The sequence below is a fragment of the Pseudomonas sp. TE3899 genome (genome assembly GCF_056279105.1).
The window spans coordinates 203,512-220,624 of record NZ_JBWBQR010000001.1; the positions used below are offsets into that span (position 1 = coordinate 203,512).

16 protein-coding genes and 1 pseudogene are annotated in these 17,113 nt (G+C 52.3%); all 17 read left to right on the plus strand.

The annotated features are described in order from the left end of the window. The first annotated feature begins 9 nt into the window (after window positions 1-9). The 17 genes and pseudogenes from hisC (at window position 10) to ACZ89E_RS01050 (ending at window position 17,107) form a co-directional block, all read left to right on the plus strand. Window positions 10-1,122: a histidinol-phosphate transaminase gene (gene hisC / locus ACZ89E_RS00970; RefSeq protein ID WP_463258129.1), complete on the plus strand. Its 1,113-nt coding sequence runs from the start codon at window positions 10-12 to the stop codon at window positions 1,120-1,122. A 28-nt stretch (window positions 1,123-1,150) separates the two neighbouring features. Further along, window positions 1,151-3,358, plus strand: coding sequence for a bifunctional prephenate dehydrogenase/3-phosphoshikimate 1-carboxyvinyltransferase (locus ACZ89E_RS00975; RefSeq protein WP_463260645.1), 2,208 nt, complete (start codon window positions 1,151-1,153; stop codon window positions 3,356-3,358). Next, window positions 3,355-4,044, plus strand: coding sequence for a (d)CMP kinase (cmk, locus tag ACZ89E_RS00980; RefSeq protein WP_149660062.1), 690 nt, complete (start codon window positions 3,355-3,357; stop codon window positions 4,042-4,044). The genes ACZ89E_RS00975 and cmk overlap by 4 nt, the downstream gene beginning before the upstream one ends. Window positions 4,045-4,164: 120 nt before the next feature. After that, entirely contained in the window at window positions 4,165-5,859 is a 1,695-nt protein-coding gene (gene rpsA / locus ACZ89E_RS00985) for a 30S ribosomal protein S1 (protein ID WP_123406822.1), read from the plus strand. 217 nt (window positions 5,860-6,076) lie between these two features. Further along, a complete protein-coding gene (locus ACZ89E_RS00990) occupies window positions 6,077-6,355 on the plus strand; it encodes a hypothetical protein (RefSeq protein WP_149660063.1) in 279 nt (92 codons plus the stop codon). A gap of 151 nt (window positions 6,356-6,506) precedes the next feature. Next, on the plus strand, window positions 6,507-6,815 hold the full coding sequence (ihfB, locus tag ACZ89E_RS00995) for an integration host factor subunit beta (RefSeq protein ID WP_054051920.1): 309 nt from the start codon (window positions 6,507-6,509) through the stop codon (window positions 6,813-6,815). 11 nt (window positions 6,816-6,826) lie between these two features. After that, window positions 6,827-7,066, plus strand: coding sequence for a LapA family protein (locus ACZ89E_RS01000; protein ID WP_149660064.1), 240 nt, complete (start codon window positions 6,827-6,829; stop codon window positions 7,064-7,066). A 230-nt stretch (window positions 7,067-7,296) separates the two neighbouring features. Then, entirely contained in the window at window positions 7,297-8,373 is a 1,077-nt protein-coding gene (rfbB, locus tag ACZ89E_RS01005; RefSeq protein WP_149660065.1) for a dTDP-glucose 4,6-dehydratase, read from the plus strand. Further along, a complete protein-coding gene (gene rfbD, locus ACZ89E_RS01010) occupies window positions 8,370-9,251 on the plus strand; it encodes a dTDP-4-dehydrorhamnose reductase (protein WP_149660066.1) in 882 nt (293 codons plus the stop codon). Before rfbB ends, rfbD begins: the two co-directional genes overlap by 4 nt. Beyond that, window positions 9,248-10,126: a glucose-1-phosphate thymidylyltransferase RfbA gene (gene rfbA, locus ACZ89E_RS01015; RefSeq protein ID WP_476254653.1), complete on the plus strand. Its 879-nt coding sequence runs from the start codon at window positions 9,248-9,250 to the stop codon at window positions 10,124-10,126. Before rfbD ends, rfbA begins: the two co-directional genes overlap by 4 nt. A 167-nt stretch (window positions 10,127-10,293) precedes the next feature. Then, the gene (locus tag ACZ89E_RS01020; protein ID WP_476254654.1) at window positions 10,294-11,349 is read left to right on the plus strand and encodes a Wzz/FepE/Etk N-terminal domain-containing protein; all 1,056 of its coding nucleotides are present in this window, start codon (window positions 10,294-10,296) and stop codon (window positions 11,347-11,349) included. A 113-nt stretch (window positions 11,350-11,462) separates the two neighbouring features. Next, a pseudogene (rfbC, locus tag ACZ89E_RS01025) lies at window positions 11,463-12,017 on the plus strand (dTDP-4-dehydrorhamnose 3,5-epimerase); the annotation flags it as partial. A 12-nt stretch (window positions 12,018-12,029) separates the two neighbouring features. Next, window positions 12,030-12,458 carry a sugar 3,4-ketoisomerase gene (locus tag ACZ89E_RS01030; RefSeq protein WP_256672322.1) on the plus strand — a complete coding sequence of 143 codons (429 nt, stop codon included), beginning with the start codon at window positions 12,030-12,032 and terminating at the stop codon, window positions 12,456-12,458. A gap of 64 nt (window positions 12,459-12,522) precedes the next feature. Further along, complete coding sequence (locus ACZ89E_RS01035) at window positions 12,523-13,644, plus strand: DegT/DnrJ/EryC1/StrS family aminotransferase (RefSeq protein WP_476254655.1); 1,122 nt, start codon at window positions 12,523-12,525, stop codon at window positions 13,642-13,644. Window positions 13,645-13,650: 6 nt separating this feature from the next. Further along, window positions 13,651-14,922 (plus strand): O-antigen translocase, encoded by a 1,272-nt coding sequence (locus tag ACZ89E_RS01040; protein ID WP_476254656.1) that lies wholly within the window; start codon window positions 13,651-13,653, stop codon window positions 14,920-14,922. A gap of 43 nt (window positions 14,923-14,965) precedes the next feature. After that, a complete protein-coding gene (locus ACZ89E_RS01045) occupies window positions 14,966-15,931 on the plus strand; it encodes a glycosyltransferase family 2 protein (protein ID WP_476254657.1) in 966 nt (321 codons plus the stop codon). Between the two features lie 3 nt (window positions 15,932-15,934). Then, window positions 15,935-17,107, plus strand: coding sequence for an O-antigen polymerase (locus ACZ89E_RS01050; protein WP_476254658.1), 1,173 nt, complete (start codon window positions 15,935-15,937; stop codon window positions 17,105-17,107). Window positions 17,108-17,113: the final 6 nt, after the last annotated feature.

Sequence of the window (17,113 nt, forward strand, 5' to 3'; positions counted from 1 at the left end):
GGGTAGCAAATGAGTGGTGACTTCCTCGCTCTGGCACAGCCGGGCGTGCAACAACTTTCGCCGTACGTTCCGGGCAAGCCTGTGGACGAACTGGCGCGCGAACTAAATATCGATCCGGCCAAAATCGTCAAACTGGCCAGCAACGAAAACCCGCTGGGCGCCAGTCCCAAGGCGCTGGCTGCGATTCGTGAAGAATTGGCCGAGCTGACCCGTTATCCCGATGGCAACGGTTTTGCGCTCAAGACCCTGCTGGCCGAGCAGTGCCGCGTCGAGCTGAATCAAGTGACGCTGGGCAACGGTTCCAACGACATTCTGGAGCTGGTCGCCCGTGCTTATCTGGCCCCGGGCCTGAACGCGGTGTTCAGCGAGCACGCGTTCGCGGTCTACCCGATCGTGACCCAGGCCGTGGGTGCTGACGCACGCGTGATCCCTGCCAAAGACTGGGGCCATGATCTGCCGGCGATGCTGGCCGCGATCGATGCCGACACCCGCGTCGTGTTCATCGCCAACCCGAACAACCCGACCGGGACCTGGTTCGGCGCCGAAGCGCTGGACGAATTCCTCCAGGACGTCCCGGCCCACGTGCTGGTGGTGCTGGACGAGGCCTACATCGAATACGCCGAAGGCAGCGACTTGCCGGATGGCCTGGACTTCCTCGCGGCGTATCCGAACCTGCTGGTCTCGCGCACCTTCTCCAAGGCCTATGGCCTGGCGGCGCTGCGGGTCGGTTATGGCTTGTCCACCGCCGTTGTCGCTGATGTGCTGAACCGCGTACGTCAGCCATTCAACGTCAACAGCCTGGCCTTGGCCGCTGCGTGCGCGGCATTGCAGGACGCCGAATACCTGGCTGAAAGCCGTCGCCTGAACGAAGCCGGCATGCTGCAGCTGCAAGCGGGTTTCCGTGAGCTGGGGCTGAGCTGGATTCCGTCCAAGGGCAACTTCATCTGCGTTGACCTGGGGCAGGTCGCTGCACCGGTCTTCCAGGGCTTGCTGCGCGAAGGCGTGATCGTGCGCCCGGTGGCCAATTACGGCATGCCGAACCACTTGCGCATCACCATCGGTCTGTCGGCTGAAAACAGTCGCTTCCTTGAGGCGCTGACCAAGGTTCTGGCTCGTGGTTGATGTCACTGCACTGCAATCTGCTGAACCTATGATCGGGCGCCTGGTGGTGGTCGGTCTGGGGTTGATCGGTGGTTCGTTTGCCAAGGGGTTGCGCGAAAGTGGCCTGTGCCGCGAAGTGGTCGGGGTCGATCTCGATCCGCAGTCGCGCAAGTTGGCAGTTGAGTTGGGTGTTGTGGATCGCTGCGAAGAAGACCTGGCTGTTGCTTGCCAGGGGGCTGACGTGATCCAGCTCGCCGTGCCAATTCTTGCCATGGAAAAAATGCTTGGCCGTTTGGCGGGCATGGACCTGGGGCAAGCGATCCTGACCGACGTCGGCAGCGCCAAAGGCAATGTGGTGCGTGCGGCCACCGCAGCGTTCGGCGGCATGCCGGCGCGTTTCGTGCCGGGGCATCCGATTGCCGGCTCCGAGCAGAGCGGGGTGGAAGCCTCCAATGCCGAGCTGTTCCGTCGCCATAAAGTGATTTTGACGCCGCTGGATCAAACCGATCCGGCAGCCCTGGCCGTGGTCGACCGTTTGTGGCGCGAATTGGGTGCCGATGTCGAGCACATGCAGGTCGAGCGCCACGACGAAGTGTTGGCGGCGACCAGCCATTTGCCGCACCTGTTGGCGTTCGGTTTGGTCGATTCACTGGCCAAGCGCAATGAAAATCTTGAGATCTTCCGTTACGCTGCGGGCGGTTTTCGCGATTTCACAAGAATCGCCGGAAGCGACCCGGTCATGTGGCACGACATCTTCCTCGCCAACCGCGAAGCTGTCCTGCGCACACTCGATACATTTCGCAGCGACCTCGACGCCTTGCGCGACGCGGTCGATGCAGGGGATGGGCATCAATTGCTGGGCGTGTTCACGCGCGCCCGGGTTGCCCGCGAACATTTCAGTAAAATCCTGGCCCGCCGGGCTTATGTGGACGCTATGAACTCCAACGACCTGATTTTCCTGGGACAACCTGGTGGCCGCCTGACTGGGCGGATTCGTGTACCGGGCGACAAGTCCATTTCCCACCGTTCGATCATGCTCGGCTCCCTGGCCGAAGGCACCACCGAAGTGGAAGGTTTCCTTGAGGGCGAAGATGCCCTGGCGACCTTGCAAGCCTTCCGCGACATGGGTGTCGTGATCGAAGGTCCGCACCACGGTCGTGTGACCATTCACGGTGTCGGCCTGCATGGCCTGAAGCCTGCGCCAGGTCCGATCTATCTGGGCAACTCCGGCACTTCGATGCGTCTGCTGTCAGGCCTGTTGGCTGCGCAGAGTTTCGACAGCACGCTGACCGGTGATGCCTCGCTGTCCAAGCGCCCGATGAATCGCGTGGCCAACCCGCTGCGTGAGATGGGCGCCGTGATCGAAACCGCCGCAGAAGGTCGTCCGCCGATGACCATTCGCGGCGGCAACAAGCTTAAAGGCCTGACCTACACCATGCCGATGGCCAGTGCCCAGGTTAAGTCCTGCCTGCTGCTGGCTGGCCTGTACGCTGAAGGCAAGACCACCGTCACCGAGCCGGCTCCGACCCGCGATCACACCGAGCGCATGCTGCGTGGCTTCGGCTACCCGGTGACGGTCAATGGCGCCACGGCGTCGGTCGAGTCCGGCCACAAGCTGACTGCGACCCACATCGAAGTGCCGGGCGACATCTCGTCGTCGGCGTTCTTCCTGGTCGCCGCATCCATCGCCGAGGGTTCGGAGCTGGTGCTCGAACACGTTGGCATCAACCCGACCCGGACTGGCGTGATCGACATCCTGCGTCTGATGGGCGCCGACATCACCCTGGAAAACCAGCGTGAAGTCGGTGGCGAGCCTGTAGCCGACCTGCGCGTGCGAGCAGCTAAACTCAAGGGTATCGAGATTCCCGAGGCGCTGGTTCCACTGGCCATCGACGAGTTCCCGGTGTTGTTCGTGGCGGCGGCCTGTGCCGAAGGGCGCACCATCTTGCGCGGTGCCGAAGAGCTGCGAGTAAAGGAGTCGGACCGGATCCAGGTCATGGCTGACGGCTTGCTGGCGTTGGGCGTGAAATGCGAGCCGACCCCGGACGGCATCATCATCGACGGCGGCCTGATCGGCGGCGGCGAAGTGCACGGTCACGGCGATCATCGGATTGCGATGGCCTTCAGCGTGGCTTCGTTGCGCGCCACGGCACCGATCCGCATCCATGATTGCGCCAACGTCGCGACTTCGTTTCCGAATTTCCTCGCGCTGTGCGCGCAGGTCGGTATCCGTGTTGCACAAGAGGCTCAGTCGTGATTATCAAGCCACCGGTCATCACCATCGACGGCCCTAGCGGTTCGGGCAAGGGCACTATTGCCGGGATTCTGGCCAAGCGCCTGGGCTGGTGCCTGCTGGATTCCGGTGCGTTGTATCGCCTCCTGGCATTCGCGGCGCGCAATCATGGTGTCGATCTGACCAATGAAGAGTCGCTGAAGCTGTTGGCCGCTCATCTGGACGTGCAGTTCGTCGGCGCGACGGAAGGGCATCCGCAGCGGATTATTCTCGAAGGTGACGATGTTACCGATGATCTGCGCAATGAGCAGGTCGGCGCCTGGGCTTCCCAGGTCGCTGCGCTGCCGGCGGTGCGCGACGCATTGCTGCAGCGCCAGCGGGCGTTTCAGGAGCCACCGGGCCTGGTGGCCGATGGTCGCGACATGGGCACGGTGGTATTTCCCGATGCGCCGCTGAAGATATTCCTCACTGCCAGTGCCGAGGAGCGTGCACGCCGTCGATACTTGCAGTTGAAGGGCAAAGTCGATGGTGTTAGTCTGTCGAGTCTGCTAGATGAGATACGTGTCCGCGATGAGCGTGACACCCAGCGAGCGGTAGCCCCGCTCAAACCGGCGGCTGACGCCATACAGCTGGATTCCACGGAATTATCCATCGATCAGGTGCTGGAACGCATCATGAGTGAAATCGCCATTCGCGATATCACCGGGTGACCAAGAAGCTTTGCAGGGGACCAGTCATAGTCTTGCGATGCTTCTTCTAATGAACGTAACCCACGTCGTCTGGGATGTGGAGATGGGCGTATCCTTCGCCCTTATTCAACAGGAATTAAAATGAGCGAAAGCTTTGCGGAACTCTTTGAAGAAAGCCTAAAAACCCTGAACCTTCAGGCAGGCTCCATCATCACCGGTGTTATCGTTGATATCGATTACCAAGCTCGCTGGGTAACCGTTCACGCTGGCCTGAAGTCTGAAGCACTCATCCCGCTTGAGCAGTTCTACAACGATGCTGGCGAACTGACTATCAACGTCGGTGACGAAGTTCACGTTGCTCTGGACTCGGTTGAAGACGGCTTTGGTGAAACCAAGCTGTCCCGTGAAAAAGCCAAGCGCGCTGAATGCTGGATTGTTCTGGAAGCAGCCTTCGCAGCCGAAGAAGTGGTCAAGGGCGTTATCAACGGTAAGGTTAAAGGCGGCTTCACTGTCGACGTTAACGGCATCCGTGCGTTCCTGCCAGGTTCTCTGGTTGACGTTCGTCCAGTGCGCGACACCACGCACCTGGAAGGCAAAGAGCTGGAATTCAAGGTCATCAAGCTCGACCAGAAACGCAACAACGTTGTCGTTTCCCGTCGTAGCGTCCTCGAAGCCGAGAACTCCGCCGAGCGTGAAGCTCTGCTGGAATCCCTGCAGGAAGGTCAACAAGTCAAAGGTATCGTCAAGAACCTCACCGATTACGGCGCATTCGTCGATCTGGGTGGCGTCGATGGCCTGCTGCACATTACCGACATGGCTTGGAAGCGTATCAAGCATCCTTCCGAAATCGTCAACGTTGGCGACGAGATCGATGTCAAGGTTCTGAAATACGATCGCGAACGCAATCGTGTTTCCCTGGGCCTGAAGCAGCTGGGCGAAGATCCATGGGTTGCTATCAAAGCCCGTTACCCAGAAAGCACTCGCGTTACCGCTCGTGTAACCAACCTGACCGACTACGGCTGCTTCGCTGAGCTGGAAGAAGGCGTTGAAGGCCTGGTACACGTTTCCGAAATGGACTGGACCAACAAAAACATCCACCCTTCGAAAGTCGTACAAGTCGGCGACGAAGTGGAAGTTATGGTTCTGGACATCGACGAAGAGCGTCGTCGTATCTCCCTCGGCATCAAGCAGTGCAAATCTAACCCATGGGAAGATTTCTCTGGCCAGTTCAACAAGGGCGATAAAATCTCCGGCACCATCAAGTCGATCACCGATTTCGGTATCTTCATTGGTCTGGACGGCGGCATCGACGGTCTGGTTCACCTGTCCGACATCTCCTGGAACGAAGTGGGCGAAGAAGCCGTTCGCCGCTTCAAGAAGGGCGACGAGCTGGACACCGTTATCCTGTCGGTTGACCCAGAGCGCGAGCGCATCTCCCTGGGTATCAAGCAACTGGAAAGCGATCCGTTCTCCGAGTACGTTCAAGAGAACGACAAAGGCGCAATCGTTAAAGGCATCGTGAAAGAAGTTGACGCTAAAGGCGCCATCATCACTCTGGCCGACGATATCGAAGCGACTCTGAAAGCCTCCGAAATCAGCCGTGACCGCGTTGAAGACGCGCGCAACGTTCTGAAAGAAGGCCAGGAAGTAGAAGCCAAGATCATCAGCGTTGACCGCAAGAGCCGCGTAATCCAGCTCTCCATCAAGTCGAAAGACGATGCTGAAGAGAAAGAAGCAATCCAGAGCCTGCGCGACAAGCCAGCGACTTCGGAACCTGCTGCTGGTCCTACCACTCTGGGCGACCTGTTGCGTGCACAAATGGAAAAACAGAACTAAGTTCTGTCAGACCATAGAAAAAGGGCGACTTCGGTCGCCCTTTTTTGTGCCTGCGATTTAGTGAAGCTCCCCAAGCGCTGTTCTAAATCCTGTGCCAGTGAAACCAATGCCTTTAACCTGCTGTCTCTTTCTTTAACAGGATCAATCGTTTAATTGCAGCTAGGCTTACGCTTGATGCGAACGACAGTCGGGCCAAGCGTCCGATATAAGGAAGTGAATGAACAAGCTCATTGTCGCAGTAGTGTTACTGACACTGGCGGGCTGTACGACTAACGCCAAGACTCATGTCGTGCGTGGCGTCAGTGGTATCGAGGTCGATTGTTCTGGTTTGGGTTCCGGTTGGGAGAAGTGCCGCAAGCGAGCCGACAGGGAGTGCAAGGGGAGTGGTTACAAGGTGGTCGCCCGATCTGACGATGCCAAGGATGAGGACGAATTTCCGTTCGGCTTCAATCCGGCAGGGTTTGTGACGCGCACCATGTTGGTCATTTGTCGGTGAGTGCGTAACGCCTTTGTCGTGTTGTGGTGCTCCGTAAATGTGCATCACAGGCTTGGTAAATATATGTCAAGCCCTGGGCTGTTCAAATTCCTCCGGGCATGCTAAAACCTTTGAAGCGCTGATCTAGCTGCTTGAAAAAGAAGGGAAAAATATGACGAAGTCGGAGTTGATCGAACGAATTGTCACCCATCAAGGGCTGCTCTCATCCAAGGATGTGGAGCTGGCCATCAAGACCATGCTCGAACAAATGTCCCAATGTCTGGCCACCGGTGATCGCATCGAGATCCGTGGTTTTGGCAGCTTCTCCCTGCACTACCGCGCACCGCGCGTAGGTCGCAATCCAAAAACCGGTCAGTCCGTCAGCCTCGATGGCAAGTTCGTTCCGCATTTCAAGCCGGGCAAGGAGCTGCGTGATCGGGTGAACGAGGAAGAGGAGGAAGGTTTTGACCTCCACAACTAAAGGGTCGACGCATGCGTAACCTCAAGCGTGTACTCCTTGGCTTGGTTCTCCTGTTGCTGGTCCTGGCGATTCTTGCGTTTGTCCTGGAAAATCAGCAATCAGTGTCGCTGCTGTTTCTTGGCTGGGCGGGGCCGCAATTGCCGGTATCGCTGGTCATGGTGCTGGCGCTGCTGATCGGCATGCTGATCGGGCCGATTCTGGGTTGGTTTCTGGGGCGTTCGTCCAGAGCATCCCGCAAGCGCCTCGTTTGATCGCGGCTGATGTAATGGACGTGTTGAATTTGCGTCACAGCTTGTCTATATCCATTAGTAAAAGCGTCATTAAGCTGTAAAATGCTGCGCTTGTCCGGTAATGGCATATTCCCATTTCGGTCAGACTGACTCTGTCAGAAGCCTTTAGCTTAGATGAAGGCTTTTGCATTCATGGATTAGACAGCGCTCGATCGACGGCCCTGTCAGCAACTCAAAGGGTGTAGTTTCGCGTGAAAATTCTAGTAACCGGTGGCGCCGGGTTTATCGGCTCCGCAGTCATTCGTCATATCATCTCAAACACTACCGACGCTGTCGTTAACGTCGATAAACTGACGTATGCCGGTAACTTGGAGTCGCTGGCCGAAGTCAGCCAGAACCCGCGTTATGCGTTTGAGCGCGTCGACATCTGCGACCGCGATCAAATCGATCGTGTCCTGCGTGAACACCAACCAGATGCCATCATGCACCTGGCCGCAGAGTCCCACGTTGATCGTTCGATCTCCGGTCCGTCCGAGTTCATCCAGACCAACATCATTGGCACCTACACCCTGCTGGAAGCCGCACGCCACTACTGGGCTGCACTGGATGATGCGCGTAAAGCCAACTTCCGCTTTCACCATATTTCGACAGACGAAGTCTACGGAGACCTCGAAGGTCCGGAAGACCTCTTCACCGAAACCACACCCTATCAGCCAAGCTCGCCGTATTCGGCGAGCAAAGCCAGTTCCGACCACCTGGTTCGCGCCTGGACCCGTACCTACGGTTTGCCGACCCTGGTCACCAATTGCTCGAACAACTACGGCCCGTGCCACTTCCCGGAGAAGTTGATCCCGCTGATCATCCTCAATGCGTTGGAAGGCAAGCCGCTGCCGGTCTATGGCAAGGGCAACCAGGTTCGTGACTGGCTCTACGTCGAAGACCACGCTCGCGCACTGTACAAAGTCGTGACCGAAGGTGTTATCGGTGAGACGTACAACATTGGTGGCCATAACGAAAAGCAAAACATCGAAGTCGTGAACACCTTGTGTGCACTGCTCGACGAGTTGCGCCCGGATTCTGCGCATCGCCCTCACGCCAGTCTGATCACCTATGTTCAGGATCGCCCGGGCCACGATCAGCGTTACGCGATCGATGCCAGCAAAATCCAGCGCGAGCTGGGTTGGACGCCTGAAGAAACATTCGAAACCGGCATTCGCAAAACTGTCGAGTGGTACCTCAATAACACTGAGTGGGTTGCTCACGTGAAGAGCGGCAGCTACCAGCAATGGATTGACCAGAACTACGCGGATCGTTCGAGTAAGGCATGAAAATCCTCCTACTGGGAAAAAATGGCCAGGTAGGGTGGGAGTTGCAACGCTCCTTGGCGCCGCTGGGTGAGCTGATTGCCCTGGATCGCAGCACCGGCGGTGACTTGTCCGATCTGGACGCCTTGCGCACGACGATCCGTCAGCTCAAGCCGGACGTCATCGTCAATGCCGCCGCCTACACCGCTGTAGATAAGGCCGAGTCCGAAACTGAGCTGGCCGACCGCGTTAATGGTCAGGCAAGCCAGGTTATGGCTGAAGAGGCCGTATTACTTGGGGCCTGGCTGATTCACTACTCGACCGATTACGTGTTCAGTGGGCAGGGTTCAAAGGCGTGGCAAGAAACCGATCCAGTCGCCCCGGTGAATCACTACGGCGCCAGTAAGCTGGCCGGTGAGCAGGCGATTATCGCTTCGAGCTGCAAATACCTGATCTTCCGCACCAGCTGGGTGTATGGCGCTCGCGGTAACAATTTCGCCAAGACCATGCTGCGTCTGGCCAAGGATCGCGAGACCCTGAGCGTCATCGCCGACCAGATCGGAGCCCCGACGGGTGCAGATCTGATTGCCGACGTGACCGCGTTGGCCATTCAGCAGGTCATGCAACGGCCCGAGCTGGCAGGTCTTTATCATCTGGCCGCCACGGGTGAAGTGTCGTGGCATGGCTATGCCAGGCATGTGATCGAGTTTGCCCAGGTCAATGGCGAGCTACTCGCCGTAACGGCGGTAAATCCGATCGAAACGACCGCTTATCCAACGCTTGCGCGTCGCCCTCTGAATTCACGTTTGAACACTCAGAAGCTACGTGACAATTTTTCTCTACACTTGCCGGATTGGCAAAGTGGTGTAACTCGAATGCTTAGGGAAGTTCTGAACAAATGACCACGACAAATCGTAAAGGGATCATCCTCGCCGGCGGCTCGGGCACACGACTGCATCCGTTGACTCTCGGTGTGTCCAAGCAGATGCTGCCGATCTACGACAAGCCGATGATCTTTTATCCTCTGTCGGTGCTGATGCTCGCAGGTATGCGGGAAATCCTGATCATCTCCACTCCGGAAGACTTGCCTTGCTTTCGCAAGCTGCTGGGTGATGGCAGTCTTTACGGTATTAAACTGACTTATGCCGAACAACCAAGCCCAGACGGCCTGGCACAAGCGTTTATTATCGGTGAAGAGTTCATCGGCAAGGACCCTTGCTGTCTGATCCTGGGAGATAACATTTTTTACGGCCAGCATTTCTCGGACAACCTTCGTTCGGCGACTACTCAAAAGGCAGGAGCAACGGTATTCGGTTATCACGTGTCTGATCCTGAGCGTTTTGGCGTGGTTGAGTTTGATCAGTCGGGCCGTGCATTGAGCATCGAAGAAAAACCCGCAAAACCGAAGTCCAACTACGCGGTTACAGGTCTTTATTTCTACGACAATGATGTTGTTGAAATAGCGAAAAATATCAAGCCTTCCGAGCGCGGCGAGTTGGAAATTACCGATGTGAACCGGGTCTATCTTGAGCGCAAGACTCTCAGTGTAGAGATGTTGGGGCGTGGTTTCGCCTGGCTTGACACAGGGACTCATGACTCACTTCTGGAGGCCAGCCATTTCGTTCACACAATTGAGCAGCGTCAAGGGCTTAAAGTGGCTTGTCTCGAAGAAATTGCCTTTACCAACGGCTGGATCGACAGGGCGCAGTTGGCGCAGCAGGCTGAGCGCCTTAAAAAGACGGGTTATGGTCAGTATTTGCTCAAACTGCTGAATTAATACCGCCTGATGTTTGGTGACAGGGCGCAATCCCTGTCACTGATAGGAACTGTTAGCGCGCAACCGGGGTCGATTGGTATTCGAAACTACTGTCCAATAAACTGGGAAAAACGTCAAGCTGTGATCTTCACAGATCGAGACCAGATTAAAACAAGGCTCAAAACACTATGCGAAGCGATGCTGCTAATAACCAAAACCCCGATGAAATTGAAGTTTTTTTGATCGCGCGAGCATTGTGTAAACGCGTGTGGCTAATTATAGGTATCGCCGCGATTGTGGTTGGCTTGGGCGTCATGTACGCGTTCTTTAGCGAGCGTGTTTACGAAGCTAGAGCCTATTTAGTTCCTCCTACTCAGAGTGATATTGCCGATCTGAATACCGGGCGCACTCGGGAGTTTGAGCTCGCTCCGTATTCGATTGAAGATGTCTATCGTTTATTTGTTCGGAATCTACGCTCCGAGTCGCTTCGGCAGGAGTTTTTTGTGGACGAGTATCTGCCCTCGTTGAGTGACGATCAAAAGACACGGTCGCAAGACGCGCTGTACTCGGAGTTTTCAAAAAAAATTCAGGTCAACCCTGTTACAGCGGATGAAGAAGGCCGTTACTCGGTTGTTGTACAGACCATGAGTAGTGAAAAAGCAGTTGACTGGGTTAAGAAATACGTAAAACGCGCCGAGTCCCGGGCGACTAAGGAGATAATGAAAAACGTGTCTTACGAGGCAAAAATCCGCGCCAAGAACACTAGCCAGGAAATTGATACCAAGCGTGAAACGGGCGAAACCTCGCGTGGCGATACCATTACCAAGCTGCGTGCAGCGCTTAGCGTCGCAGAGGCAGCTGGCGTGCAGAAACCAACCGTGGTATTCGGCGGAGCACCGGCTGGGGTGGCAGGAAACATGGAAGGAGAGATGAGTTTCTTGAGAGGGGTTGAAGCGATAAAGGCTGAGATAAAAAATCTTGAAAGCAGGTCATCCAACGACGCGTTTATTAAGGAACTGCGAGGCCTCCAAGCCAAGAAAAGTTTTTACGAAAAGTTGGCCGTCGCCCCGAGAGAAATCGATATGTATCGCTATGACGGCGTTGTAGAAACACCAGAAAATGCGATTAAGCCGAAAAAGACACTCGTCATAGCGCTGGCACTGGTGCTGGGGCTAATGCTTGGTGTTCTGTCAGCTTTTACGCAGTATCGCTGGGAGGAAACGCGGAAAAAAGCGTATACCTGATTCTGTGTCATCGAAGCGATGTTTCAGAGTGAGAAAGGCAATGGAAATGGTGCCTTTAAGTTGTTTATAGTCATTATAGGCAGAATATTCATAGCCGTTTAAGGTGTTACTACATGAAATTGCTAAAAACCGATTTACAGGAAGTAGTTATAATAGAGCCAACGGTTTTTAGGGATGATCGCGGCTGGTTTACTGAAAGTTTTAACGAGCCGCGTTTTCATGAGGCACTTTCGGAGTTGGGTTTACCTATTCCCAGAAGCTTCATCCAGGATAATCACTCGTGCTCCCAAAAAGGTGTGCTTCGAGGCCTGCACTACCAACTGTCGCCTCATGCCCAGGGGAAGTTGGTCAGAGTTGTTTCAGGTGCCGCATATGATGTTGCCGTCGATATTCGAAAGGGATCACCTACTTACGGGAACTGGGTTGGCGTCGAGTTGAGTGCAGCTAATAATCGGATGTTATGGATACCTGAAGGGTTTGCCCACGGCTTTATAGCTCTGGAAGACGATACTCATTTTTTATATAAAACCACAGATGTTTACTGTAAGGATCTTGAGCGTAGTATCAAGTGGAACGATGCCGATATTGGTATAAAGTGGCCTGAAGACATTGATCTTATTGTCAGTGAAAAAGACAGGCAAGCCAAGGCATTCAATGAAGCGGATTTGCCTACTGTTTACTTGCCAGGTACTACACAACTTATCGATTTGGAAGTGATTGGTGACAACCGTGGCAGTTTGGTATCCCTGGAGAAAGGTCGGCAAGTCCCATTCGAAATTAAACGCGTCTATTATATTTTCGGTACTCTGCCTGATGTAAGCCGAGGGTTTCACGCGCACAAACAGTTGCGGCAACTAGCAGTTTGCGTTTCAGGAAAGTGTCGCATGCTGATGGATAATGGCCTCACCAAAGAAGAAGTCTGGCTGGACTCACCCAAAAAAGGGGTTTTGATCAATAACCTTATTTGGCGAGAGATGCATGACTTCAGCGATGATTGCGTATTAGTGGTTTTTGCCAGTCACGAATATGATGAGGCCGACTATATACGAAGCTATGAAGAATTTATAAAAGTTGTTGCCATCAATACGGCGTCGAGCGGTGCGTGCTGATCGGTAGTTCAGCTGTAGCGTGATTGACATAAGTTTTGGTAATACGGACATAACAGGTGTTTTAATGATTGAGTTTTTAAGTTTGAAAGATGTGAACGCAGCCCATGCTGTCGAACTCAAGGCTGCCTGTGCGCGGGTAATTGACTCTGGTTGGTATATCCAGGGGAAAGAACTGGAGCAGTTCGAGACAGATTTCGCTGCTGCCTGTGGCTCGAAGTACTGCTTTGGCGTGGCGAATGGGTTGGACGCGCTTACTTTGACCTTGAGAGCTTGGAAAATTCTCGGGAAATTGAGCGTTGGCGATGAAGTGATCGTGCCTGCGAACACTTACATCGCCAGTGTCCTGGCGATTACCGAAAATGGTTTGACGCCAATCCTCGTTGAACCAGATGAGTCTCTGAATATTTCTCCTGCCCTTATCAAGGCTGCCATCGGGCCGAAAACAAAAGCGATCATCCCCGTTCACTTGTACGGGCAACTGGCTGATATGCCAGCGATCATGAATATCGCGAAAGACCACGGTCTTTTGGTTCTTGAAGATTCGGCTCAATCGCATGGCGCCAGTATTGATGGAAAGAAGGCGGGCAGCTGGGGCGATGCCGCGGGATTCAGTTTCTATCCAGGGAAGAACCTCGGTGCGCTTGGGGATGCTGGCGCCATTACCACTAACGATGACGAGTTAGCTCAAGTCGTAAAGGCGTTGAGAAATTATGGGTCGCACGAAAAGTACAAAAATATCTATCAAGGTGTAAATAGTCGGCTTGATGAAATTCAGGCGGCTATGTTAACTGTGAAACTAAAATACCTGTCGGAAGATATTAAAAGTCGCAGAAAAATTGCAGAATTGTATATGCGCGGAATAAAAAATGACCTGATTCGCTTACCGCTTGATATGGGTGTGTCTCCGCTGACTCTCGAGAGTCATGTCTGGCATCTCTTTGTTGTCCGCTCAGATAAGCGTGACGCGTTGCAAAAGCATCTGGCTGCATCCGGTGTGCAGACACTGATTCACTACCCGATCCCACCTCATAAGCAACAGGCTTATAAAGACTGGAATAGCTTGTCTTTCCCTATTACCGAAAAAATACACGACCAGGTACTGAGCCTGCCCATTGGGCCTACGATGTCTGTGGAAGACGCAGCGACAGTGATAAGCGCGTGCAATAGTTTCAACGGTAACGGTTGAAGGATAATGACGCTGATAAAAACGAGTTTGCTAAACGGGATTGCTGTCCTCGTTAAGATGCTCACACTGCTTGGAATAAATAAAGTACTGGCGATTTATGTTGGTCCTGTAGGTTATGCGGCTCTCGGGCAGTTTCAAAATGCCATTCAAATGATCACTACTTTTGCGAGCGGTGCGATTAATACAGGCGTCACCAAGTACACGGCAGAGTATCATTATGATGAGAAAAAGCAGCAAGCCGTTTGGCGGAGTGCAGGAACGATAGCTATTTCTGGCTCGTTATTATGCAGCGTCATTATATTGATCTTCAGTGATGACCTGGCAGGTTGGATACTGAAAAACAATGAGTTTGGAGGGGTTTTCAGGTGGTTTGCAGCCACGCTGGTATTCTTTACGTTAAATACACTTTTGCTCGCGATACTCAACGGTAAAAAAGACCTGTTGCGGTATGTGGCTGCGAATATTGCCGGAAGCCTGTTTGCGTTCGTAGTGACCACGGCTTTATCAATATTCTCAGGGCTCTATGGCGCGTTGATAGCGCTGGCAATATATCAGTCAATAAGTTTTTTTGTGACGTTGGTTATTTGTCTAAAAGCTTCTTGGTTTCGTCTGAGTTACCTGTATGGGCGTGTTGATAAAGAGGTAGCCAGGAATTTTTTAAAATACACAGCGATGGCGCTGACTTCGGCAATTTGCGTTCCGGTCAGCCACATCCTCGTGCGTAATCACCTTGGTGCTTCACTTGGCTGGGAAGCCGCGGGTTATTGGGAGGCTATGTGGCGTCTCAGCGCAGCATATCTGATGCTGGTGACTACAACGTTGAGTGTCTATTACTTGCCCAAGCTGTCGGAATTAACGAATGAAGCTGACGTAAGAGAAGAAATAATACAGGGTTATCGGTTTATATTGCCGTGCACTGCGATCTGCGGACTGCTCATCTACGTATTGCGTGATTTTATAATTCACGTGTTGTTTACCGCTGATTTCCTTCCCATGAGAAACCTTTTTGCGTGGCAAATTGTTGGTGACACGCTGAAAATCGGAAGCTGGATACTGGCCTACGTGATGCTTGGCAAGGCAATGTTCAAGCTCTTTATCATCTCGGAAATAGTCTCCGCTGCATGTTTTTATCTGCTGACTGTCGTTTTGACGAAGTATATGGGGCTGGAAGGTGTATCGCTGGCTCATGCAATAAACTACGCGATTTACTGGATCTTGATGATGTTGTTTGTTGCGAGGGCGCTCAAAAGGATGAAACCTGAAGTTTTAGCTGGCTGACGGTTGTTGGGTACTTGAATTTTTTTTTGCTGAGGCGGTTACGTTGAATATTTATAATCCAAAAGTTTCTGTAATGATCATCACTTACAATCAATCTCATTTGATTGCAGAAACTATTGAAAGCGTTCTTTTGCAAGATTACAAAAATCTTGAAATAGTCGTGGCGGATGATGCTTCGACGGATGGAACGCGAGAAGTGATTTTAGATTTTCAGCGTCGATACCCTGATGTGGTAATCCCAATCCTTAATGAAAAAAACATGGGCATCACTGGGAATTCGAATGCGGCTTTCTTCGCTTGCACTGGTGAGTTAGTTGCGATTCTGGGGGGGGATGATCTATTCCTGCCAGGTAAGATAAAAGCGCAGGTCGAACAGTTTGAAGATTCGAAAGTTGTTCTTTCCTACCACCCGGTTGATATTTTTAATCATGCCGACGGGAAGGTGCTTTTTCGAACCAATACCACTGAAAAAGAAAAAATCAATAACGTCTACGATCTGATATCGAAGGGAGGCATTCCAGGAGCCTCTTCCGTAATGGTGAGACGTTCAGCGTGCCCTTCGCACGGATTTGACCCGCTCTTTCCTGTGGTGTCAGATTGGATTTTTTATATAGAAGTCGCATTGCGTGGAGAAATTCGAGAACTCTCTGGAGTATTTGGTAAGTATCGTAAACATGGTTTGGGTGCAAGTGACAGAACATTCGAATTGCTGCAAGAGTCTCTATTGACTGTTGATCTTATTTCGCAGCGTTATGCAAGTGATCCTGCTATTCAAAAGGCTTGTGAGCAAGGGGGATATCGTTACCTTCTTGGTGAACTATTCAGGCAAGTCGTTAAAAAGAACAAAGCAAACGTGGAGGCGCTTCATCCTTTGTTTTTGAAGTATTCTTCCGGAAGCAAGAAGTGCTTGACCAATATTGTGTTTAAAGTTCTCAATAACTCGATTATTTTTAACTTGGTTTCAGGGTTGCTTCCAAAGTTAAAAAATGCGATAAAGCGGAATGTATAAATCATGCTTAATCCAGCATTCGTTTATATTTCTATGTGGTCATTGGTTTTGCTGTTGTATTTTTTTGGATTGACGACCAATTTGGTTCCGCCAACAGTGGTGGGGCTGATGGTGATATTGATGAACATGGTCAGCATATTTTTGCTGTATGTGCTTTTGAAGGGGCGTAAAAAAAACGAACCATTAAGTTCGGAAAGAACAGAGTATTATGTAGCTGTTGTTAGTAGGTTTTTTCGATTGCTGCTTGTTGTCTGGTTGTTGGGTACGGTTTTCGAGATTTATTACTCTGCTGGCGTACCTCTTTATTGGCGTCTCGCGGGTATCAATAAGTTGTATACGGAGTTTGGAGTTCCTTCGCTTCATGGTGTAATGAATGCCTGTTATCTGCAAATACTATCCATGGCAACTTACCTGTCGATTAAGACTAGATCGAAAAAACTGATTTTCGTCATAGCTGTGTTGTTGCTTTGGCCGGTATTGATGTTGGGACGGGGGATTTTACTCAGCGGATTGATACAAATAGTTTGTGTTTCCCTCGTTTTGACGAAAATATCTTATAAGAAGATAGCCACCTTGGTTGTTGTCTTGCTATCAGTAGTGGTGGTGTTTGGCTATCTTGGTGATATGCGGCAAACTTCAAATCCGTTTTCGTATTTAGTGTCTGGAACATCGGCTGAAGTCTTTGACGCTTTGCCGAGCGGATTTCTTTGGTTTTATGTTTATTTGACGGCGGGACTAAGTAATTTCTTCCATAACATTGATACGGTAAGTCCTGCCTGGTCGGTATCTTATTCCATGTCCAATATGTTGCCTTCTGTCGTAAAGGCGTCTTTTGGGTTAGATGCTCGGAACGACCTATTCACCTTTGTAGACAGAAATCTGAATACGTCCACTATTTATGCCGGCTTTGTATCGGATGTGGGGGCATTTGGTGGGTTCTTGTTTGTCGCCCTGATTCAGTTGGTGTGTTGCTGCATATATAATGCGTCTTTAAAGGGGAAACCTTGGGGGATATTTGCTTACTCCGTAGCCTTTCAGATTCTGGTTTTTTCGATTTTTTATGACATGTTTTTCTTGCTTCCAACGCTGTTTCAGTTCTTTATCTGCTTTTCGCTTTATGTTTTTGCAAATCTGCGCCTCGATAGTCAAAAAAAGGAGGCGCTGCAAGATACATAATTTATA